Annotated in this window: 21 protein-coding genes, 2 tRNA genes and 1 other RNA gene; 13 read left to right on the forward strand and 11 right to left on the reverse strand. The window is 68.6% G+C overall.

All coding sequences use genetic code 11. The features are described 5' to 3' along the window. Window positions 1-5 precede the first annotated feature (5 nt). A complete protein-coding gene (locus SALPAC4_RS0110940) occupies window positions 6-716 on the reverse strand; it encodes a M23 family metallopeptidase (protein WP_019870352.1) in 711 nt (236 codons plus the stop codon). Between the two features lie 56 nt (window positions 717-772). Between SALPAC4_RS0110940 and SALPAC4_RS0110945 the strand changes: the two genes are divergently transcribed. The 3 genes from SALPAC4_RS0110945 (at window position 773) to SALPAC4_RS0110955 (ending at window position 2,468) form a co-directional block, all read left to right on the forward strand. Then, a complete protein-coding gene (locus tag SALPAC4_RS0110945; RefSeq protein WP_019870353.1) occupies window positions 773-1,132 on the forward strand; it encodes a hypothetical protein in 360 nt (119 codons plus the stop codon). A 279-nt stretch (window positions 1,133-1,411) separates the two neighbouring features. Further along, complete coding sequence (locus SALPAC4_RS0110950) at window positions 1,412-1,936, forward strand: tRNA adenosine deaminase-associated protein (RefSeq protein ID WP_018730379.1); 525 nt, start codon at window positions 1,412-1,414, stop codon at window positions 1,934-1,936. A 10-nt stretch (window positions 1,937-1,946) separates the two neighbouring features. Further along, on the forward strand, window positions 1,947-2,468 hold the full coding sequence (locus SALPAC4_RS0110955) for a nucleoside deaminase (RefSeq protein WP_188116849.1): 522 nt from the start codon (window positions 1,947-1,949) through the stop codon (window positions 2,466-2,468). A 52-nt stretch (window positions 2,469-2,520) separates the two neighbouring features. On the opposite strand, the gene deoD is transcribed toward SALPAC4_RS0110955, so the two are convergent. Continuing rightward, the gene (deoD, locus tag SALPAC4_RS0110960) at window positions 2,521-3,228 is read right to left on the reverse strand and encodes a purine-nucleoside phosphorylase (protein ID WP_019870355.1); all 708 of its coding nucleotides are present in this window, start codon (window positions 3,226-3,228) and stop codon (window positions 2,521-2,523) included. A gap of 77 nt (window positions 3,229-3,305) precedes the next feature. Here deoD and SALPAC4_RS0110965 point away from each other — a divergent pair. Then, window positions 3,306-3,395, forward strand: a tRNA-Ser gene (locus SALPAC4_RS0110965). Between the two features lie 87 nt (window positions 3,396-3,482). Here the strand turns inward: SALPAC4_RS0110965 and SALPAC4_RS0110970 are convergent. Further along, window positions 3,483-4,499: a methyltransferase gene (locus tag SALPAC4_RS0110970; protein ID WP_027644656.1), complete on the reverse strand. Its 1,017-nt coding sequence runs from the start codon at window positions 4,497-4,499 to the stop codon at window positions 3,483-3,485. A gap of 97 nt (window positions 4,500-4,596) precedes the next feature. On the opposite strand from SALPAC4_RS0110970, the gene SALPAC4_RS0110975 reads away from it, so the two are divergent. Further along, window positions 4,597-4,977, forward strand: a complete 381-nt coding sequence (locus SALPAC4_RS0110975; RefSeq protein ID WP_019870357.1) for a YccF domain-containing protein — start codon at window positions 4,597-4,599, stop codon at window positions 4,975-4,977. Here the strand turns inward: SALPAC4_RS0110975 and SALPAC4_RS0110980 are convergent. From SALPAC4_RS0110980 to sigJ, 7 genes are all read right to left on the reverse strand, one after another. Beyond that, window positions 4,961-5,572, reverse strand: a complete 612-nt coding sequence (locus SALPAC4_RS0110980) for a hypothetical protein (RefSeq protein ID WP_019870358.1) — start codon at window positions 5,570-5,572, stop codon at window positions 4,961-4,963. The genes SALPAC4_RS0110975 and SALPAC4_RS0110980 overlap by 17 nt on opposite strands. Before the next feature lie 94 nt (window positions 5,573-5,666). After that, window positions 5,667-6,086 carry a VOC family protein gene (locus tag SALPAC4_RS0110985; protein WP_019870359.1) on the reverse strand — a complete coding sequence of 140 codons (420 nt, stop codon included), beginning with the start codon at window positions 6,084-6,086 and terminating at the stop codon, window positions 5,667-5,669. A gap of 44 nt (window positions 6,087-6,130) precedes the next feature. Continuing rightward, the gene (locus SALPAC4_RS0110990; protein WP_019870360.1) at window positions 6,131-7,339 is read right to left on the reverse strand and encodes an MFS transporter; all 1,209 of its coding nucleotides are present in this window, start codon (window positions 7,337-7,339) and stop codon (window positions 6,131-6,133) included. A 165-nt stretch (window positions 7,340-7,504) separates the two neighbouring features. After that, window positions 7,505-8,806 (reverse strand): hypothetical protein, encoded by a 1,302-nt coding sequence (locus SALPAC4_RS0111000; protein ID WP_019870361.1) that lies wholly within the window; start codon window positions 8,804-8,806, stop codon window positions 7,505-7,507. 315 nt (window positions 8,807-9,121) lie between these two features. After that, the gene (locus tag SALPAC4_RS0111005) at window positions 9,122-9,832 is read right to left on the reverse strand and encodes a class I SAM-dependent methyltransferase (protein ID WP_019870362.1); all 711 of its coding nucleotides are present in this window, start codon (window positions 9,830-9,832) and stop codon (window positions 9,122-9,124) included. Between the two features lie 43 nt (window positions 9,833-9,875). Then, the gene (locus SALPAC4_RS0111010; RefSeq protein WP_019870363.1) at window positions 9,876-10,226 is read right to left on the reverse strand and encodes a DoxX family protein; all 351 of its coding nucleotides are present in this window, start codon (window positions 10,224-10,226) and stop codon (window positions 9,876-9,878) included. Between the two features lie 89 nt (window positions 10,227-10,315). Next, window positions 10,316-11,203, reverse strand: a complete 888-nt coding sequence (gene sigJ / locus SALPAC4_RS0111015; protein WP_027644655.1) for an RNA polymerase sigma factor SigJ — start codon at window positions 11,201-11,203, stop codon at window positions 10,316-10,318. Between the two features lie 246 nt (window positions 11,204-11,449). Between sigJ and SALPAC4_RS0111020 the strand changes: the two genes are divergently transcribed. Further along, complete coding sequence (locus SALPAC4_RS0111020; RefSeq protein ID WP_223874731.1) at window positions 11,450-13,177, forward strand: hypothetical protein; 1,728 nt, start codon at window positions 11,450-11,452, stop codon at window positions 13,175-13,177. A 258-nt stretch (window positions 13,178-13,435) separates the two neighbouring features. Here SALPAC4_RS0111020 and SALPAC4_RS0111025 read toward each other — a convergent pair. Continuing rightward, window positions 13,436-13,520: transfer RNA gene (locus tag SALPAC4_RS0111025), tRNA-Ser, on the reverse strand. An 81-nt stretch (window positions 13,521-13,601) separates the two neighbouring features. On the opposite strand from SALPAC4_RS0111025, the gene ffs reads away from it, so the two are divergent. The 7 genes from ffs (at window position 13,602) to SALPAC4_RS0111055 (ending at window position 21,483) form a co-directional block, all read left to right on the forward strand. Then, an RNA gene (ffs, locus tag SALPAC4_RS26445) (signal recognition particle sRNA small type) lies at window positions 13,602-13,692 on the forward strand. Between the two features lie 165 nt (window positions 13,693-13,857). After that, window positions 13,858-16,365 (forward strand): DNA polymerase III subunit gamma and tau, encoded by a 2,508-nt coding sequence (locus SALPAC4_RS0111030; RefSeq protein WP_019870366.1) that lies wholly within the window; start codon window positions 13,858-13,860, stop codon window positions 16,363-16,365. Window positions 16,366-16,498: 133 nt separating this feature from the next. Beyond that, window positions 16,499-16,807, forward strand: a complete 309-nt coding sequence (locus SALPAC4_RS0111035) for a YbaB/EbfC family nucleoid-associated protein (protein WP_018254726.1) — start codon at window positions 16,499-16,501, stop codon at window positions 16,805-16,807. Window positions 16,808-16,814: 7 nt separating this feature from the next. Then, window positions 16,815-17,408 carry a recombination mediator RecR gene (recR, locus tag SALPAC4_RS0111040; protein WP_018221666.1) on the forward strand — a complete coding sequence of 198 codons (594 nt, stop codon included), beginning with the start codon at window positions 16,815-16,817 and terminating at the stop codon, window positions 17,406-17,408. Window positions 17,409-17,782: 374 nt separating this feature from the next. Next, on the forward strand, window positions 17,783-19,444 hold the full coding sequence (locus SALPAC4_RS0111045) for an ABC transporter substrate-binding protein (protein ID WP_019870367.1): 1,662 nt from the start codon (window positions 17,783-17,785) through the stop codon (window positions 19,442-19,444). Between the two features lie 75 nt (window positions 19,445-19,519). Next, entirely contained in the window at window positions 19,520-20,524 is a 1,005-nt protein-coding gene (locus SALPAC4_RS0111050) for an ABC transporter permease (protein ID WP_019870368.1), read from the forward strand. Beyond that, a complete protein-coding gene (locus SALPAC4_RS0111055; RefSeq protein ID WP_019870369.1) occupies window positions 20,521-21,483 on the forward strand; it encodes an ABC transporter permease in 963 nt (320 codons plus the stop codon). Before SALPAC4_RS0111050 ends, SALPAC4_RS0111055 begins: the two co-directional genes overlap by 4 nt. Window positions 21,484-21,513 lie beyond the last annotated feature (30 nt).

Genomic DNA, 21,513 nt, shown 5'->3' on the forward strand with positions numbered 1-21,513 from the left:
GACACTCACGGCTCCTTCGGGCAACCGTGTCGGCGCTGCCAGTCCGCCACCGCCACGGCGGGTGACCGGTTGACCCCACGACGCCACGCGTCCAGGTAGGGCGCCGGCCACACCACCCCCCGTCGGATCCACCAGCCGTCCTTCCCCGGACACGGCGGTGAGATGCCGAAGTGCAGGTGACACACGTTGTTCGCGTTGCCGGTCCGGCCGACGGTGCCGAGTTGCTGCCCGGCGACTACGCGTACGCCCGGCTCCAGGCCCGCCGCGACCTCGGTCAGGTGTGAGCCGTAGTAGCGCACCCCGTCATCGCCCAGCACCGCCACCGACAGGCCGCCGTTGAACGGGCCGCGGGGTCCGCCCGGGTCGAAGCGGTCCACGCGGCTCACCTCCAGCACCGAACCGTCCGTCACCGCCACCACCGGCGCACCGCAGTCGGCGAAGATGTCCGTGGCGGGGTACACCGAGTGCGTCGGATGGTAGGAGGCGTTGCTGGCCCGGACCGGGAAGACGTGCCGGAGCTCGGCGGGCGGTGGCTGCGGTGGGGTCGTTGACGGCGTGCTGGGGGCCGGCTCCGTGGTGGCCGGGCGAGTGGCTGTGCCGCTGTCCACCCCGCTGTCTACCCCGGGGCGGGTGGTCGCGCAGCTTGCGGTGAGCATCGCGGCGAGCAGGAGCAGCAGGGGGTACGCCGGGCGGCGTCCGGCCAACGGCGCGGGCATCCGGCCATCCTGACAGACCAGTACGGTGGGAGGGAGAAGCCGGGGAGGAGGCGGTCGTGACCGACCCGTACGACGGGGGTCCCCGAAACCCCTCGGGGCTCTTTCCCGCCGGGCTGCCAAGGCGGCCCACCTACCGCGAACCCCACCAGATCGATGGTGCCGCGGTGCTCCTCGGCGGCGTGGTCGCCACCACCTGGCTGATGCTCTTTGGGCTGCTCGGCACCGGCGTGCGGGGATACGTCTGGTGGACGCTGTTCGCCGGTGGCATCGCCTGGCTGGTGGCCCTGCTGTTGGTGCGTCACGGCGACCGGGGAGTCGCCACCGGCGTCGCGATCGTCGTCGGTGGTGGGTGGAGTATCGCGGCGGCAGTCGTTGCGAGTCGCTGGATGGTCAGCGGAGACTGGCCTCTCTGGTAGGGAAGCCGGCACCCGCTCCACCTTGCCCGCGGCGGCTTCGATCAGCGTGGCGGCGTTGATTGACCGCGCGTCGGGGCGTTGGCCGGTCGCCCGCCGATCCCACCGGCTAACGTGCACGCGTAAGACCATCCGCGCGTCCTGGGCGAGCGAGCAGGCGGAGCTGGCGGGCTGGTCACGCCGCAGGTGAGCTGCGGTCGGTGACCGGGTCAACCACCGACGGCGCGAAGCCGCGGGCGGTCGAAGGAATTCGGGCTACGTCGAGGAAGTTTTGGGGGAACCGTGTCGTACTTTGCTGCGGCCGTCGTGCGGGACGAGAGCGGCTGGACCGCCGCCGAGGTAAACCTCCGTGGTGCCGTCGACGTGGACGGGGTCGCCGACCGGTTGCGCGACGTCGACCCGGGTGCCGACCTGTCGCTGCTCTTCGTCGAGGCCGAGGAGGAGTACCTGGTGATCCTGCGCCTCGACGAGGGTGAGGACCTGCGGGTCTTCGGCTCGGATTCGGCGTACGCCGAGGAGACCCAGCTGGGCGCGTTGCTGGTCGGGGACCTCAAGGGGTCGGTGCCGGGGTTCGACGAGCCGGAGGAATCCCGCGCCACCACCGGTGATCCGGAGAGCGAACAACCCGCCGCGGATCCGGAGGCGGACCCGGTCGGGGACGCGGACCTCCTCGCCGACCTGGGGGTATCCGGGACAAAGCTGATCGCGCTCTGCGGCCACGAGGGGATGCTGCCGGCGGATGTCACCACCGAGGCGTGCACGGTGTTGGGCTGCGCCGACGAGGTCGAGGAACTGCGTGAGGTGTGAGCCCGTCGGCATGGTTGCGGGCCGGAGCGGCGTGGGCGGTGCCGACCGCCGGCGGCGCCACGAAGAGTGGATGCGCCGGGCGTTGGAGGTCGCGGTCGCCGGGGCGGTGACCACGGCCACCGCCGCTGACGACCCTCCGGTCCCCGCCGTGGATGACATTCCGGTCGGTGCGGTGCTACTCGGGCCGGACGGGGCCGAGTTGGCCACCGGCCGCAACGAGCGGGAGCTGACCGGGGACCCGACCGCGCACGCCGAGGTGCTGGCGCTACGCCGGGCAGCTGGCCGGCTCGGCCGCTGGCGGCTTGACGGGTGCACCCTGGTGGTGACCCTGGAGCCGTGCACGATGTGCGCCGGGGCGCTGGTGCTGGCCCGGGTTTCCACGGTGGTGTTCGGCGCGTGGGAGCCGAAGACCGGCGCGGCCGGCTCGCTCTGGGACGTGCTGCGCGACCGCCGCCTGAACCACCGTCCCGAGGTCTACGGCGGTGTCCTGGAAACGGAGACGGCGGCGGTCCTGCGCGCCTTCTTCCGGTAGGGCCGGCGTCCGGTTCGTCCCGGGTAGCGGGTTCCGGGCGAGCGCGTGTCGATCAGGCGATGATGGTGTCCAGGGCGATCTCCACCATCTGGCTGAACGTCTGCTCCCGCTCCTGTGAGGTGGTCTTCTCCCCGGTGCGGATGTGATCGCTGACCGTCAGGATGGTCAGCGCGCGTGCCTTGAACCGGGCGGCGATGGTGTAGAGCGCGGCTGACTCCATCTCGACCGCCAGCACGCCGTAGTCGGCGAGTGAGTCGTAGAGGTCCGGCCGGTCGGTATAGAAGGCGTCCGCCGCCAGAACCGGCCCGACCCGCATGGTCACGCCGCGCCGCTCGGCCATCTCCACCGAGGTACGCAGCAGCCCGAAGTCGGCGACTGGGGCGTAGTCGACCAGCCCGTCGAAACGTACGCGGTTCATGTTCGAGTCGGTGGAGGAACCGATAGCGGCCACCACGTCGCGGAGCTGAAGGTCCGCGGTCAGGGCGCCGCAGGAGCCAACCCGGATCAGTGACCGGACACCGTATTCGTTGATCAGCTCATGCGCGTAGATCGAGGCGGACGGCATGCCCATGCCGGAACCCTGGATCGACACGTCGACCCCGTTCCAGCGGCCGGTGAAGCCGAACATCCCGCGGACGGTCGAGTAGCACTCCGCGCCCTCAAGGTAGGTCTCCGCGATCCACTTGGCCCGCAGCGGGTCACCTGGCATCAGGACCCGCTCAGCGATCTCTCCCGGCTTCGCGCCGATGTGCGTACTCATGGCAGGGATTCTGCCAGCCCACCCCCGGCGCCGTACCGATTGGGCCTTCCGTCGGGCGGTCCTGTAGCCTACTCGGCGGTGGTGTGTCCGAGTGGCCTAAGGAGCACGCCTCGAAAGCGTGTGAGGGTTTACGCCCTCCGCGGGTTCAAATCCCGCCACCACCGCCACTGAACAGGCGAAACGCCCGGTCGGTCCGGAAGGACCAGCCGGGCGTTTCGCTATTTCGAGATCGCTCGGCTCGGTTGTGGTCTCAGTCAGGGCCGGCGGGCCACCACCGCGCCGTTAGCGCCGGGCGCGTCGAAGGCCACGACCCGGGCGTCCACGAAGCCGGCGTCGCCGAGCCAGGTGACGTACTCGGCGCCGGAGTAGTTCTTGCCGCCCTCGGTTTCGACGAGCATGTTCATCCCCATCAGGGCGGCCTCCGGTGGGCCGGTGCGTTCGTCGTTGAGGAGCAGCTCGGAGATGATGATCGCGCCATCGGAGGGGAGCGCGGCGTGGCACCGGGCCAGCAGTGCCCGGTTGGTCGCTTCGTCCCAGTCGTGCAGGATCATGCTGAGCAGGATTACGTCGTGCCCGTCCGGCAGGGACGGGTCGGCGAGGAAGTCGCCGGGGACCGCGCCGATTCGACCGGTCAGGCCCGCTTCGGCGATCCGCTCCTCGGCCCGGGCGCAGACGTGCGGTAGGTCCAGGATCGTCGCCTGGAGCTGTGGCAGTCGCTGGCAGAGCTCGATCGGGAAGGCGCCGGCGCCGCCGCCGACGTCGAGCAGCCGGCGGTGGGTGCCGAAGTCGTACGCGTCGGCCAGCGCCCGGGCGGTGAAGCGGGAGGTGGAGAACATGGCGTCCCAGAACTCCGCCACCATTTTCGGGTCGGTGGTGTCGAACATGGACTCCTGCTGCTGCGGGTCCCAGGTCAGTGGGTGGTTGCCGCGCAGTGCCTCGCCGATCCGGTGCCAGGGCAGGTAGGTGCGCAGGTCGGAGTAGCGGATCTGGGCGCCGAAGTAGTACGGCTGCCCCTCGACCAGGAACTGCTCGGCCAGCTCGGAGTTGCGGTAGCCGGCACCGGCTTTCTCCAGTAGCCCCAGGGAGGCGCTTGCGGCAAGTAACAGGTCGGCTGGGCGTTCGTCCATCCCGAACTCGGCGGCGGCTTCGGTGACGGTGATGGTCCGTCCGCCGGCCAGGCGGGTGAACAGTCCGAACTCGACACCAATGGCGAGGGTCTTGAAGCCCCAGACGCCGGCTACGAGTTGCATCAGCGGAGTAGGAGTGATCATTAGTAGATAAGACCACGAAGTGGTTCATGGACCTGGGTCGGCGCCGGCGGCGGTGCGCGAGGCTGGCGAGGTGGCGGACGTGCGTCACGCTAGGAGCATGATTCGATTCGTCCTGAACGTGCTGTGGCTCATCTTCGGCGGCGGAATCGTGCTGGCCTTCGGCTACTTCGTCGCCGCGTTAATCTGTTTCGTCCTCGTCATCACTATCCCGTTCGGGGTCGCCTCGCTGCGGCTGGCTTCATACTCGCTGTGGCCCTTCGGTCGCACCTTGGTCACCAAGCCGGGGGCCAGCGTCGCCTCCGGGCTGGCGAACGTGCTCTGGGTGCTGTTGGCCGGCTGGTGGCTGGCGCTGTCGCACCTGGTCGCCGGGGTGTCCCTCTGCATCACGATCATCGGCATTCCGTTCGGCATCGCCAACTTCAAACTCGTACCGGCGGCATTCTGGCCACTCGGCCAGGAAGTCATCGAGGTCCGCTGAACCGAAACCCGCCTGGCTCGGGGCGCTGGCTGGCCTCGGCTTCGCGCCGCTCCCACTCCTCGACCAGCTCGTCCCAGTAGTCGGCTCCCAGCCCCCGACGCCCGTGCGCCAGCCAGCCGGCGGTGTTCCGCTCCAGGTGCAGGCCGAGCTCGGCGAAGAGGTCAACCCACGGGCCCGGCTCCACCCCCACCTCGACCAGGGCGGCGTTGATTGGCCACTGCCCACGCGGCCCATCGAAGACCGAGTCGAAGCGCGGCCCCCAGGACCGCTGACCGCCGAGCCACACCGCCGCCGCCTGGTGGCCGACGCCACCGGTGAACTCCGCCTCGACATACGCCACCGGGCCGCGCCGCGACCAGTCGGCCAGGACTCCGGTCAGCGCGGTGGAGAGAACCAGCGTGAACGGGCGCTCCGGGGCGGGCTCCTCAACGGCGTAGTCCGGCGGCGCCCCGGTCAGCTCTTCGACCAGTTGCGAGGTCACCGGCAGTAAGGCGAAATCCTGGCGTAGGTTGCCGAGGACCGCGTGATCCAGCCCGCGGGTCTCCTCGTGCAGCAACCCGACGTCCGCGATGATCGCGCTGAGCTGGTAACTCATGTGTCCACAGGCTGTGGATGAAACATGTGTACGAAGGGCCTCGCCAGCCTCGCCAGCCTCGCCGCCGTTGGTTGCCCGCTCCGCTGCACGCGCATCAGTATCCCTGCTCGGGCGGGATGGCGACGAGTTCCACCTCGAAGCCGTCGATGTCCTCGAGATAGGCGGCGTAGTGGTTGGGGCCCCCGGCGTAGGGGTGGCGGTCGGAGAGCAGGAGGCGCCAACCGTACTGGGTGGCCTCCTCGCAGAGCGTGTCGACGAGTTGGGTGCTTTCGACGTGAAAGGCAAGGTGATTGAGGCCGGGCCGGCGACGGTCATGGTCGTCCGCGGTGAGGTCCGGGGATTCTTCCAGCACGAGGTAGGTCGGGCCCATCCGCCAGCTGCGTCCCGCTGGCCAAGACTGGAACTGCGTATAGCCGAGACGCTGCAGCAACCATCCCCAACTGTGGATGGCCCGGGCGAGGTGGGGTACCCAGATTTCGATGTGGTGCGGTGTTCCAGTGGTCGCGCCCGGCATCTACGCTCCCTCGCCGTGGCCGCCATCAACGGCGGGCTTGTGGGTCAGGGCCGGGACACGATCCACCAGGCGGTGGTCGCCAGGACCGCGACCAGGCCGCTGAAGATGAAGGGTGCTTCGATCCCGATTGTTGCGGTGAGGACACCGCCGAGCAGCGCGCCCACGGCGGCGGCGCTGAAGCTCAGGGTGCGACCGGCCGCAACCGTACGGCCGAGTAGTTCCCGTGGCACCAGCCGTTGCCGTAGCGACACGACCGTGACGTTGAGCACCGCGAACGATCCGCTCGTGACCACGATGACGAGGATTGCGGCCCACAACTGGGTGGTCACAGCGAGTGTCGCCGGGATGCCGGCGGTGATCGCCAGTGAGCAGGTGAGAATCATGCGGTGCCGGCGGCCCGCGACGAGTCGGTCAACGAGAAACGAGCCGAGCAGGCCACCGAGGGCGCCAGCGGCGAGCAGGATGCCGAAGCCGGTCGCGCCGATGCCGAGGGGGCCCTCCGCGTACAGCACCAGGATCGCGAACCAGGCGCTGTCGGCGGCGGCGACCGCGGCGGTGACCAACGCGAGTGTGCGCAGCACCCGCTGGCCGGCCAGCCAGCGCAGACCCGCCATCACCCCCGGGCTGGCCTGCTTCGGCGCGTCCTGCGGTGGCCGGGCGGCGATGCTGATCGGCAGAGTCAGCAGGAGCATGACGGCCAGGGCGAGGGACGCCCCGTTCGCCGCGAACGGCAGCGCGGCGCCGGCCACGAAGAGCGCGGCACCGACCGGTGGGCCGACGAACTCGTTGCCGACGATCTCGCCGGCGACCAGTCTTCCGTTGGCGCGCTCGAGTAGCCGTTCGGGTACCAGGCCGGGAAGTGCCGTCTGCGCGGCCGTGTCGCGTACCGTCTCCCCGACCCCGAGCAGGAAGCTGGCCAGCAGGACCAGCGGCAGCGACGCCCAGCCCATCGCCACGGCCACCACCAGGACGCCCAGGACGACCACCCGGGCGGTGTCGGCTTGGGCGAGCAGCGCGCGAGGGCGGCGGCGGTCGGCCAGCGACCCGGCGAGGAGGCCGGTCACCAACCACGGCAGGGACTGGGCCGCGGCTACCGCGGCCACCGCGATCGGGTTGGCGGTCAGCGACGCGGCGAGAAGGGGGAAAGCTGCCAGTCGGATGCCGTCCCCGACGTTGGCGAGGGTCGAGGCGCTCCAGAACGTCCAGAAGGGCCGGCCCAACGGAACGGAATTGGTCACCATGACGGGCATCATTGCACTACTAGCGCCCCCGGTGGGGGCGCTGGATCGGCTCCGCAGCCCTCATCCCGGCGGACCAGCTCCCGGACCAGCTCCGCGGTGATCTCATGATCGACGTTGGTCATGCGGAGCAACGTATCCGCCGCCGGGCCCCCGAGGGGGCCCGGCAGTACTCGCCTACTAACCGGCGCAGCCGGGAACCTCGACGCAGTTGTTCGGTCGATTCTTGACCACGACGGTGCCGGTGGCGGTGTTCAGGTTCACCGTGCCGCCCACCTCGTTGTAGATGCCGCCACCGTCGGCGCCGGCGATATTTTTGGTGACCTTGGTGGTGAAGAGGGTCACGGTTCCGATGTTCTCGTTGTAGATGCCACCGCCCAGGCTGCCGGCCTGGTTGCCGAAGACCTTCGTGTTTCGTAGCACCAGATCGGAGGTGTTGTAGATGCCGCCGCCCTCGATGCTGGCATTGTTGTTTTTGATAACACTGTCGTCAACGACGACGGACGCGTTGTAGTCCACCCCAAGGCCGCCGGCGACTGCGTTCAAAGTTACGTTGTCGGCGATGGTTACCGAGCTGATCGATACTTCTGTGCTCAGGCCCGCGAGAATGCCGCCGACCACCTGGGTGGCGCTATTGTTCGTAACGCTACTGTCCGTGACTGTGGCGGTGCCGCTTTCGACAAAAAGACCCCCGCTGGATTCCCGGGCGTTATTTTTGGAGATGCTGCTGTGTTCGATCCGAACTGCTCCCGTACTGGTGACTCCGGCTCCCATGAATCCGGTGTTGGCGTGGATGCCGGAGTTGCTGATATTGAGTAGGCCGGAATTCAAGATGCCTCCCCCAGTGGAGCCGGCGGTATTGCGGCTGACCTTGGAGGACCGGAGGTGGGTGGTGCCGTTGTTGGCGATGCCGCCACCCGCGTCGCTGGCGATGTTGCGGGTGATGGTGCTGTGTTCAGTGGTCAACGCCCCACCCGCGTCCACCAGGATGCCAGCGCCATCAGCGCCAGCGCCGGTGGTCTGGCCGCCGGTGATCGTCAGCTGGTTGAGGGTGAGGTCACCGCCGGTGCCGACGTTGAGGATGCGGAACTGGTCAACCGCAGCGGCGCGTTCGATGGTGGTGCTCTTACTCCCGTTGAGGGTGATCGGGCTGGTGATGGTGGGGAGGCCGGCGCCGTCGATGTTCGCGGTCAGCAGGTAGGTGCAGTTTCGGGCGAGGTCGAGCGCACCCCCACCGCGAGCGTTGGCCAAGGTGATCGCAGCGATCAGGGCGTCCGCGTTGCAGGGGACCGGTACGCCCGGTGACCTCCCGCTTTTCTTTGCCGGGTCGTCCCTGCTCTGGTCGTTGGGTTTGCCGCCGTCGAGTTGGCCGCGGTGCTCGTCGGTGGCGGGCCGGTCGGCGGCGGCGGGGCGGGTGCGTCCCACCGCATCGGCGGCTGGGATGGCGGTGACGCCGACGGTGGTGAGGGCCAGGCCCGTCACTCCGGCAGCCCACCACCGGGACCGCCCCCGGCGTCCACCAGATGGAGCCGGGTCAGGCTGGTGGGTGTGCTCCTGATGGCTCATCGCAGTCTCGGTGTCCTTCCCCGTCATGGACGAGAAGCCACCAAACCCGGGGCTGGCCGGGTGACGCTCCTCGGCTACCAGGCCGGCGGTAGCAGCCACCTCTGAGTTAAACCCGGTGTAGACCCCATAAGGACATGAATACGAAAAATATGCCAAAACCGCCCAAAGGTGTCATGTGGGGTAGCGCACCGCTGCGCGTCCCAGCGGGGCGGGTTGCGTCGGCTGGGGGCGCTACCGCCCCGGGGCTGGCAGTGCCCGGATCGCGAGGAACCCGATCGGCTCCCGCAGCAGACGCTCGTAGCGTTCTCGATCGACCAACGCCCCTTCGGCGGCCGGTCGTGGCTCCAGCAGCCGCTCAATCAGAAAGCCCGCCTCGTGTAGCTCTTCGCAGGTTCGCTCCAGCGGGGCCAGCCAATAGCGCACCTGCCAGCCCCTGCTCCAGGTCTCTTCGACAACGCGCACGTCGAAGTAGCTGCCACCGTGCCGAAGCCAGTCACCGGTGGGGTGGAGCCGGGACAGCACGAGCGCGCCGTCCGGCCGCAACACCCGCCGCAACTCCCGTAGCGTCGAGGTCCGGTCATCGACATACTCCAGCCCGAGCGCGAACAGGACCAGGTCCACCGAGGCGTCCGGCAGCCAGTGCAGCCGGTCGGCAAGATCGTGTACGTGGAAGACGCCGGTGGGGACGCGCTCTCGACACAGCTGGACCATGCGCGGACTCTGGTCCAGCCCGATCACCCGAGCACCCCGGGCGACCAGCTCTTCGGCGTAGAGCCCGGGACCGCAGGCCACATCCAGCACCGTGCGCCCAGCGACCGCACCGAGCAGCCGTAGGCATGTCGGACGGTCGTAGTGAGCGTTGTAGAGGCCCTCGCGTGCGTGCTCCAAGAACTCGTCGGCGAACGCGTCGTACTGCGGTCCCGGCCCCACGGCGTCGGTCATGTCGTCGGTTCTACGCGCAGCAGCGCGGGCTAGCTATGGGCTTTCACCGGTCATAGGCGAGGTTGATGGTGAGCGCGGCGAGAGAGAGCACGAAGAAGAGTGCCCAGGCGCCGAGCCGAAAGTTGCCGGCCCGCACGTGTACGCCCAGCGCACCGAGGAAGTACAGGACCAGACCGGCCGCCGCGAAGGTGCCCAGGACTGGCACGACGATCCCGGCCAGCAGGCCGAGCGCACCGGCGCCGAGGAGCACCCCCAGGGGCCGTACCCACGACCGGGGAACCCGGTTGCGGTCCGCCTCCGTCTTCGGATATTCGTGCCCGACCAGGTTGGCGACGGCGGCCGAACCGGTGAGGGCCGAGGCGAGCAGGGTCACGACAAGATACGTTGCGAACATTTTGCCTCCGTGCGCGGGACAGGGTGTTGGTCAGTCGTTCACGGACGAGGTGGTGACCCGAGTTGTGACGCGGCCGCGGGTGAGCTGGGTCACCCGAATGCCCCGGTCAGCTTCTGCGGGTTGCTGACCACGTGGATCGTCCGAACCAGACCCCCCGCCAGGTGCAGGGTCATCACGAGCACGGTCTCTCCGTCGCAGCGGACCACCACCCCGGGGCCACCGTTGACGGGTAGCACCCCGACCGTCGAACCGACCGGCTGCTGCCGGGAGAGCACGACGATGGCGCGGGCCACGCGGTCCGATCCGTGAATCGGCTTGCGCGGCGCACCTGTGAAGCCGCCGCCGTCGCTGACCATCGTCACGTCCGGGGCCAGCACGCCGATCAGCGCGGTGATGTCACCACCGGAACAGGCGGCCAGGAAGCGCTCGGTCACCTGCTGCCGGGTCACCGGGTCGCTGTCGTAGCGGCGGTGGCGGTTCTCCACCGCCTTCCGGGCCCGGAAGGCAAGCTGCCGTACCGCCGGCTCGCCGCGGCCCAGGAACCGCGCGATCTCGGCGTACGGGTATCCGAAGGCCTCCCTCAACACAAACACCGCACGTTCCAGCGGGGACAGCGCCTCCAGGACGAGCAGTAGTGCGGTGGAGACGGAGTCGGCGAGGACCACGTCGTCGGCGACGTCCGGCCGAGTGAGGACGGGCTCCGGCAGCCACGGACCGCTGTACGCCTCCCGCCGTACCCGGGCGCTGCGTAGTTCGTCGATCGCCAGCCGGATGGTCACCCGAACCAGGAACGCCTCGGGGTCCACGACGGTGCTTGGATCGACCCGACTCCACCGCAGCCAGGTCTCCTGCACCACGTCCTCGGCCTCCTTGGCGCTGCCGAGCGTCCGGTACGCGACCGCGTACAACAGGCCACGGTGCTGCATGAAGGACGACTCGTGCGGGGCTCCTGCCACTTCCTCAGCCACCCGACCAATGATCCGGATGTGGGCCCGAACCTCGCCAGCGCGATCTCATCGTCGGAGGAGGGCCCCCTTCCTCCTGACAGGCTCACCGGGAACGGGCGGCGATCTCCTTACTGAGACGCCTGTTGCGCTCCCATGCTGGTCCCCGAACGACCGTCCACGACGATCTGAGACAGTGCGTCGCAGGAGGACGAGGTGGGTAGTACGGGCGTAACGGGTGGCACGTGCGCGTCGCACCTCTGTCGTACGGTTTGCGACGTGACTCTCGCTGATGTGACGCGCGACGGTGTTCTGGCCGCAGTCCAGGAGTTCGATCGTGTCGGTCGTCAGACGTACCTCAAGGCCACCGGCTTCGGCCGCGCAAGGGCCTACTACCTCGACTACGAGGGACGGCTCTATGACTCCAAGGCGATTGTCGGCTACGCCCACGGCATCAGCACGGGGGTTCCGTGGGCGGCTAAGAGGTTTACCGGGGGTGACAAATCGGTGGCGCAACGCCTGGAGGTGCTTGGCTTTACCGTCGCGTTTTTGCCGAACCCCAACTGGACACGCGACGAAATCATTCTTGCGTGCGAGTTGGTAGAAGCAAACGGCTGGCGCCAGCTCGACGCCCAGGACGAGCGAGTCAAGTCCCTCTCAGAGCTGTTGCAGAGTCCTGCCATTCACTCAGGCCGCCGAAACCCGGACTTCCGTAATCCTGCCGGTGTTGCGTTGAAGACCTACAACATTGTGGTTGACGACAGCAACAGCAATCAGCTCGATAAGCTCGTGCGAGAAGAGTTTCGCGCCAACCCTGCCGAGATGAAGAAAGAGGCAGACCGTATCAGGGAATCCCTCCTTAAGGGTTCCGAATCACAAAGCCAAAGAGAGGCTGAACCTCGCCAGGGAGAGAAGTTTTCAGCTCACCAAAACAGGGCGGATCTTGGCGCTCTGCCGCGGCCGGCGGCCAGGGTTCCCCTGGTGCTGATCGCCCCGTGCTACGGAAATCCTGCCTCTCGCGCCCGGTTCGATGACACGCTGGCCGTGGAGGTTCCCTTCATGGAAGGGCCGATTAGGGAGGCCTTGGCCCAGGCAGAGTTCGAAGCACTCCTTCAGCTGCATCCGGGCGGTGCCGCGAGGTTCTGGGGGGCCCTGGGAAAACACGACAGTAAGATGGACCGGTTGGCGACGACTGACCCCATCCTGTTTACGGGTGATAACCGTGTACAGGCGATTGGCCGAGTTGGTTGTAGGATCCGGAATACGCGGCTGGCGAACCTGCTTTGGGAACCTGACACGAAGACGGGTGGTTGGAGTAACGTCTACAGCGTCTTGGAGTTCCAGCGTGTCCAGGACCTGACGTATAGCGACATTCAAGTGCTAGCCGGGTATAGCCCCAACGATGTCTTCCAGGAAACCAGAGTCCCCAACGTCGAACGATCGACGGCACTGATCGTCGGCCTCGGCCTGAATGCAACGCCCGATGAGGCGGAGAAGGACGTCCAGGCCGAACGAAAGCTGCTGGAAGCTCTCGGCGGCCGCCCAGAGGTGTTCGAGGCCGAGGCCATGCACACGGAGAGCGCCGAGTACCAGCGCTCAGTCAAGACAGTCACGGTGCGACGCGTCGAAGCGCGGCTGATGGCGAGGTACCGCGACAGCTTGCCCACGGGGCAGGGGAAGCGGCTGCGTCTCGCGGTTGGATGGACCGACCTTTACGACCTCGCTGGCGCCGACCTCATCGAGGCCAAACGGTCGGCATCCCATCGATACGTGCGGGACGCTCTTGGTCAACTCCTCGACTACGCAGCCCACACGAGCCAACCGATCGACCGCCTGACTGCCCTCTTTCCGGAGTCCCCGGCAGAGGCCGACGTCCGCCTTCTGCACATTTACGGCATCGACTGCCTGTACTGGGCCGGCGGCCAGGAATTCGAGCGCTTGGAAGCGCCAGCTGAAGCGAGAGAACGCATCCGAGCGGCGTGGTCGGCAGCCAGCCTCCACAGCTGACGTCTCACGTCCGGATGATGCAGATGCTGGCACCGGGCCACGCCCGCACTGGTACCCAAGCTGAACGCCAGCGCTGACGGCATCCACCGGCCGCCCACTCGGGGCGAGTAGGTGTTGCTGACGCCGCCAAAACACGTCAGCGCCTGACCTGCCGGAACAGGGCGAGTGAGACGACAACTGAGACGGGAACGACCGCAGAGACGACTCAGGGCCGGTCCCCCTCGGGGCCGGCCCTGTCGTTCGTGCTGCTCAAGCGAGCGGAGGATACGAGATTCGAACTCGTGAGGGTGTGAACCCAACACGCTTTCCAAGCGTGCGCCCTAGGCCTCTAGGCGAATCCTCCGCCGAACAGGATACAGGTCCCGCCGGGGGCGCCCACCCCACCACCCCCCGTTGATCGACACTCGGTCGGGTAAGCTGTCTGCACCCCCCGTGCGGCGTGCATCTCGTGAACCTCCCCAGGGCCGGAAGGCAGCAAGGATAAGCGGGCTCTGGCGGGTGCACGGGGGGCCTTTCGGTGCCGCGGTCGGCACCTGCCGCTGAGCTGCCTTGTCAGCAGGGGCTCCTTCTGTTAACGCGGGCGTCAATCTGGTTCCTTCCTCGCCCCGGAGTCAGCGGGGCGGGTGGTCACCCGGGCCGGACCGGCGCAGAATGGCTCGGTCGAGAGGAGGCGGGACGCTGTGGCGCTGGCGCTCTACCGCAAGTACCGGCCACGTACCTTCGCCGAGGTTATCGGGCAGGAGCACGTCACCGAGCCGTTGTCGCAGGCGCTGCGCAGCGGGCGGCTCAATCACGCGTACCTCTTCTCTGGGCCGCGTGGCTGTGGCAAGACCTCCAGTGCCCGCATCCTGGCCCGGTCGCTCAACTGCGAGCATGGCCCGACCCCGGAGCCCTGTGGGACCTGTGTCTCCTGCCGGGCGCTGGCCACCGACGGCGCCGGTTCGATCGATGTCATCGAGATCGACGCGGCCAGCCACGGCGGCGTTGACGACGCGCGCGAGCTGCGGGAGAAGGCGTTCTTCGCGCCCGCGCAGAGCCGTTTCAAGATCTACGTCATCGACGAGGCGCACATGGTCTCGTCGGCCGGCTTCAACGCGCTACTCAAGCTGGTCGAGGAGCCCCCGGAGTACGTCAAGTTCATCTTCGCCACCACCGAGCCGGAGAAGGTCCTCGGCACGATCAAGTCGCGGACCCACCACTACCCGTTCCGGCTGATCCCGCCGAAGGTGCTTCGGCCGTACCTGGAGCAGCTTTGCCAGGCTGAGGGCGTCCAGGTCGAGCCAGCGGTCTTCCCCCTCGTGGTGCGGGCCGGCGGCGGCAGCGCCCGGGACAGTCTCTCGGTGCTCGACCAGCTCATCGCCGGGGCAGGTCCGGAGGGTGTCACCTACGCCCGGGCCGCCGCGCTGCTCGGTGTCACCGACGCGGCGCTGATCGACGAGATGTGTGACGCGCTCGCCGCGGGGGACGGTGCGGCGGCGTACGCCACCGTTGATCGGATCGTCGGCGCCGGGCACGACCCACGTCGGTTCGCCGCTGACCTGCTGGAGCGCCTGCGTGACCTGATCATCCTCCAGCGGGTGCCGGACGCCGCGCCGAAGGGCCTGGTGGATGGCCCGGACGACCAGATCGAGCGGATGACCGCCCAGGCGCAGCGGCTTGGGCCGGGCACCCTGTCCCGGTGCGCCGACATCGTGCACGACGGCCTGGTCGAGATGCGGGGTGCCACCGCGCCCCGGCTGCTGCTGGAGCTGATCTGCGCCCGGCTGTTGCTGCCCGGTGCCGACGACTCGGCCGTTGGCCTCCTGCAACGCCTCGAAACTCTGGAGCGTCGGCTCACGCTCGCTGGCGCTGGCGCTGGCGCTGGCGCTGGTGCTGGTGCTGGTGCCGACACCCCACCGGCTGCTCCTCAGCCGGCTGTCCCCGCCGCGCCGGCTGGCGGCCCGTCTCCCGCGCCGGCCACTGGTCCGCCTTCCGCGCCGGCTGTCCCTGCGCCGGCTGCTAGTTCGCCTTCCGTGCCAACGGCCGACTCCCCGCCCCGCCCGGCGGTTACCGCGACGTCCGCGAGCGTGGCGAGTTCGGCTGGTCCGGACGCGCTTGACAGTGCGCGCCGCGGCTCCCCCCGGCCGGCGGTTATGCCCGACCCGGCCACCCCCGAGCCGCCCCGGCCAGGTACGACCGGCCCGGGTCCGCTCGACGCGGCCGCGGTACGGCGGCGCTGGTCGGAGGTGGTCGGCCTGGTGGGTCGCAAGAGCAAGAAGGCCGCTGCCTGGGCGCGGGAGGCGACGGTCCACGAGGTTGACGGTCAGACCCTCGTGCTGGCCTTCCGCTATCCGTTCCACGCCCAGGCCCTCGCCAACGAACCGGATCTGCTCATCGATTCCCTCCATGAGGAGCTGGGCGAGCGCTGGCAGATCAGGTGCGAGGTAGCTGGTGAGCGGGTCGGCGGACCCGCTGCCGGGCCCCGCGCCAGCAGCCCGGCTCGGCCTGCGGCCGCGCCGGCTCGGCCTGCGGCCGCGCCGGCTCGGCCGGAGCCGGCGGCGGCTCCCGCCGCGCCGCCGCGTCCGTCGGCTAGTGGTGGGGCGGCTGATGGTGCGGCCCGGCGCTCCGCTGGGCCCGCCGAGGAGCAGGAGTGGCCGGAGCCGGCGCGCCCCGGTGGGGCTGCCCCGCCCGCGCCGGCGGGTGCAGCCGAGGAATGGCCCGCGACGGCCCGCCCAGGTGGGCCGGGGGTGGCCGCCCCGGCTCCGTCAGCAGCGGCGTCGGCGGGGTCAGCAGCGAGGCCGGCGGTCGCGACCGCCGGTGGTGGCCGGGCCTCCGGCGCGGGAGCGGCGCCTGCCGCTGCGGTCGCTTCCCGGCCGTCAGCGCCGAGTGGTACCCCCGCGAGTAGCGCGATCGCCGCCGCCCGGGCGGCGGCTGCCGGCGGGGGGCGGTCGCAGCGTTCATCCGCCCCGTCGCGGCGGATAGCGGAGCCGGACTGGGCCGGCGAGCCGCCGTACGATCCGGACTACGACGGTGCGCCGCGCGGTGGTACGGCTTCCGCGGTGGTGCATGAGGGGTTCGATCCGGGGGACGAGCCGCTGGACGAGGTGATCGATGAGCGGACCGCCCGCCAGTCCAGCGAGGAGCAGGCGGTGCGGCTGCTCCGCGAGGCGTTCGGCGCGGAGCGGATCGACGAGGTTGAGTCCCGTTAGGGCGGCGGTGCGGCCGGCGGGGAGCAACACCCGTGAGGCACACCAGTAATCAGTAGTAGCAGTAGCAGTAGCAGAGTTCGCAGCAGGTCGAGTGATTAAGGAGCCGTTCGTGCGCCCAGGTGGACAGCCGAATATGCAGCAGATGCTGAAGCAGGCGCAGAAGATGCAGCAGCAGATCGCCCAAGCGCAGGCCGAGTTGGCCGAGGCGGAGCTGACCGGTGCCGCGGGTGGCGGCCTGGTCACCGCGACCGTCGCCGGCACCGGCGAGCTCAAGTCGGTCACGATCGACCCCAAGGCGGTCGACCCGGAGGATGTCGAGACCCTGGAGGATCTGGTGGTCGCGGCCGTGCGGAACGCCGCCGAGGCGGCTCGGGAGCTGACCGACCAGAAGATGGGGCCGGTGGCCGGCGGCATGGGCGGCCTCGGCCTGCCCGGTTTCTGAGTCGACGATGTACGAGGGCGCCATCCAGGACCTGATTGACGAGCTGGGCCGGCTGCCGGGCGTTGGCCCGAAGAGTGCCCAGCGGATCGCCTTTCACGTCCTGTCCGCGGATCCGGCCGACATCAACCGGCTGGCCGGCGCGTTGCGCAAGGTCAAGGAGCTGGTGCGTTTCTGCACCAGCTGCTACAACGTGGCCGAGTCCGAGCAGTGCCGGATCTGTCGCGATCCACGCCGTACCGATGAGGTGCTCTGCGTGGTGGAGGAGCCGAAGGACGTGGTGGCGATTGAGCGGACCGGTGAGTTCCGCGGCCGCTATCACGTCCTCGGTGGCGCGATCAATCCGCTGGAGGGGATCGGGCCGGACAATCTGCGCGTCCGGGAGTTGCTGACCCGGCTGGGCGGCGGCGCGGTGCGGGAGCTGATCCTGGCCACCGACCCGAATACCGAGGGTGAGGCGACCGCGACCTACCTGGCGTTGATGGTGAAGCCGATGGGCATCGCGGTGACCCGGCTGGCCAGTGGCCTGCCGGTCGGCGGTGACCTGGAGTACGCCGACGAGATCACTCTCGGTCGTGCCTTCGAGGGGCGCCGGACGGTCTGAGCTCCGGCTGGTATCCGCGGACCAACGGCCTGAGCGCCACCGGCACCCGGAGGGGCAACGGTCCTTGCCTCCGCTGGTGCCCGGGCCAACGGTCTGGGCCCTGCTGGCATCGCATCAACTGGCGTCGTATTGATCTAACACCTGAGGTCTTCCAGGGCTGGGATGACGTAACAGTTTCGCATCACGGCCACCGATTATTCGGGCAGATCGTCTTTTTTTCTTCGATCCTTCGGTCCGGGCGGGGGAAAGGCACGATCCGACATCGACTGTCCACCTGGCAGTTTCCGCACCGTTGGCCGGACGGCTATGGTTCCCGCCATCGGTGACCCCGGTCACCGCGTTGTCCGTATCCACAAGGACGAGGTGAAGCACCCATGCGTGCATCCAGGCCGAAGGCTGCTGTCGCGGCCATCGCGGTCGCGGCCCTCGCGGTAGCCGGCTGCGCCGAGAGCGACCGCGAGGATTCCGGCGGTAGTAACAACGACACCCTTGTCTTCGGTGTTGCCCATGACCCGAAGGTGCTGGACCCGAGCTTCGCCAGCGACGGTGAGTCGCTGCGGGTGGCCCGTCAGATCTTCGAGACCCTGGTCCGTCCCGAGGAGGGCGGCACCAAGGTGAGCCCGGGCCTGGCCGAGTCCTGGACTCCGGACGAGGCGGGCACCACCTGGACCTTCAAGCTCCGCTCGGGCGTGAAGTTCCACGACGGCACCGACTTCAACGCCGAGGCCGTCTGCGTCAACTTCAACCGCTGGTACAACGCCACGGGCCTCATGCAGAGCCCGGACGTGACCGCCTACTGGCAGGACGTGATGGGCGGCTTCGCCCAGAACGAGGACGAGGGGCTCTCGGAGAGCCTCTTCAAGTCCTGCGCCGCCAAGGACGCCACCACGGTCGACCTGACCTTCACCCGGGCGTCCAGCAAGGTTCCGGCCGCCCTGATGCTGCCGTCGTTCTCCATCCACAGCCCGACGGCGCTGGAGAAGTACGACGCGGACAACATCGGCGGCACCGCGACGGACGTCAAGTACCCCGAGTACGCGACCAAGCACCCGACCGGCACCGGGCCCTTCAAGTTCAAGAACTGGGACATCGCCAACAAGTCGCTCACCATCGAGCGCAACGACGACTACTGGGGCGACAAGGCCAAGCTGAAGACCCTCATCTTCAGGACCATCTCGGAGGAGAACGCGCGCAAGCAGGCGCTGAGCTCCGGCGACGTCGACGGCTACGACCTGGTCGGGCCGGCTGATGTCGAGCCGCTGAAGAGCGAGGGATTCAATGTCCTGACCCGGCCGGCGTTCAACATCCTCTACCTGGGCATGAACCAGGAGGGGAACCCGAAGCTGGCCGACCTCAAGGTCCGGCAGGCGATCGCCCACGCGATCAACCGTCAGGCCCTGGTCGACTCGAAGCTGCCCCCGAAGGCGAAGGTGGCGACGAACTTCTTCCCGGACACGGTCGAGGGCTGGAACGGCGACGTCACCACCTACGACTACGACGTTGACAAGGCCAAGCAGCTGCTGGCCGAGGCCGGTGCGGCGGACCTGACGCTGCGGTTCCACTACCCGACCGACGTCACCCGTCCGTACATGCCGAACCCGAAGGATCTCTTCGAGCTGGTCTCGGCGGACCTCGAGGCGGCTGGCATCACGGTCGAGCCGATCCCGCTGAAGTGGAGCCCGGACTACCTCAACGCCACCACCTCCGGTAGCGAGCACGACCTGCACTTCCTCGGCTGGACCGGCGACTACGGCGACGCCTACAACTTCATCGGCACCTTCTTCGACCGGCAGAAGGACGAGTGGGGCTTCGACAACCCGGCCCTCTTCGCGCAGTTCCAGGACGCCGACTCCACCCCCGACATGGCGGAACGGGTAGAGAAGTACAAGGCTCTGAACAAGACCATCATGGACTTCTTGCCCGGTGTGCCGGTCTCGCACTCGCCGCCGACGATCGTGTTCGGCAAGGACGTGACCGGTGTCAAGGCCAGCCCGCTCACCGACGAGCGGTTCGCCAGCGCTGAGTTCAAGTCCTGATCTAACGCAAGAAACCGGGCGGGCGCTGTGCTACACAGCGCCCGCCCGCGTCCCTCCGCACCCTTCTGAGGCATCGTGTTCCGGTTTATCGTCAGACGCCTGCTCCAGCTGATACCAACGCTGTTCGGGCTTTCGCTTCTGCTCTTCATCTGGGTCCGCCGCCTACCGGGCGGCCCCGAGGACGCCATCCTCGGCGAGCGGGCCACCCCCGAGATGCGCGCGGCGATTCGTCGCAGCATGGGTCTCGACGAGCCGATCCTGGTCCAGTACGGCCGTTTCGTGCAGCGGCTCCTCCGCCTGGACCTGGGCACCTCGTCGTCGACCAAGCGCCCGGTGGTCGAGGAGTTCCTGGAGCGTTTCCCCGGCACCGTCGAGTTGACGATCACCGCGCTGGTGATCGCGATCGGGGTCGGCATTCCCCTCGGCTACCTGGCCGCCCGCCGTCGGGGGCAGCTACTCGACCATCTCTCGGTCGGCGGATCGCTGGTCGGGATCTGCGTCCCCATCTTCTTCCTGGCCTACGTCCTGAAGGCGATCTTCTCGGAGAACCTGGGCTGGTTCCCGTCCAGCGGCCGGCAGGATCCGACCATCGAGGCGACCCGGATCACGAACTTCTTCGTCCTCGACGGGTTGATGACCCGAGAGTGGGATGCCGCTATGGACGCGCTCTGGCATCTGGTGCTGCCGGGGCTCGCGCTGGCCAGCATCCCGCTGGCGATCATCGTCCGGATCACCCGGGCGAGCGTGTTGGAGGTACTCAACGAGGACTTCGTCCGGACCGCCGAGGCGAAGGGGCTGACCGAGCGGACCGTGCGGGGCCGGCATGTGCTGCGCAATTCGCTGCTGCCGGTGGTCACCTCGATCGGCCTGCTCACCGGGGGACTGCTCTCCGGTGCCGTGCTGACCGAGACCGTCTTCGCGTTCACCGGCATCGGGGCCTTCATCTACGAGGCGATTGGCCAGCGTGACTACCCGGTGCTGCTGGGCTTCATCATGATCATATCGGTGGTGTACGTGCTGGTGAACCTCCTGGTTGACCTCTCCTACAGCCTGATCGACCCGAGGGTGAGGGTCCGATGACGATGACAGGTAAGAAGGAGCGGTTGGACCGGCTAGCCGAGATGGTGAACCGGGACGACGAGCGGGGGGTCAGCCTCTGGCAGGAGGCGTTCCGGCGGCTGCGGCGGAACCCCGCCGCCATCATCGGCGCGGTCATTCTGACGGCCTTCGTCCTGGTGGCGCTGGTCGGCCCGTTCTTCGTCCCCTACGAGCCGAAGGACACCATCGGGATTCGCGAGGGCCTGGTGAAGTCGGGGCAGGGCATCATCCCCGGCGCCTCCGCCGAGCACTGGTTCGGCTACGACCACCAGGGTCGGGACGTCTTCAGCCGGATGATCGTCGGAGCCCGGCAGACCCTGCTGGTCGGGGTGGTCGCCACCCTGATCGGACTGGCCGTGGGCGCCCTGATCGGCGGGGTCGCGGGAGCGGCCGCCGGTCTCGGGGGCCGCTGGGGGCGCGCGGTCGACAACGCGCTCATGCGCGTCATCGACATGATGCTGGCGCTGCCCAGCCTCCTGCTCGCGGTCAGCATCGCCGCCCTGCTCGGGGCGAGCCTCAGCACCGTCATGATCGCGGTCGGCATGGTGTCGGTGCCGGTCTTCGCCCGGCTGCTGCGGGTTTCGATGATCGCGCAGGCCAACAGCGACTACGTGCTCGCGGCCACCTCGCTCGGCGTCCGGAAGCCGAAGATCGCGCTGACGCACATCGTGCCGAACTCGCTGGCTCCGGTCATCGTGCAGGCCACGCTGACCCTGGCCACCGCGATCATCGAGGCAGCCGCGCTCTCGTTCCTTGGCCTCGGCAACCCGGACACGGCGCAGCCCGAGTGGGGTGTCATGCTCGCCGACGCCCAGCCGTACCTCGGTATTCGACCCGCACTGGCGATCTTCCCAGCGGTAGCGATCATCATCACCGCGCTCGGCTTCACCCTGCTCGGTGAGGCGATGCGTGAGGCCCTCGACCCGAAGCTGCGGAAGTAGGTCCCGCTATGTGTGTAGCCCGAGAAACGG

This window comes from Salinispora oceanensis (genome assembly GCF_000383575.1).
Taxonomy (GTDB): Bacteria; Actinomycetota; Actinomycetes; order Mycobacteriales; family Micromonosporaceae; genus Micromonospora; species Micromonospora oceanensis.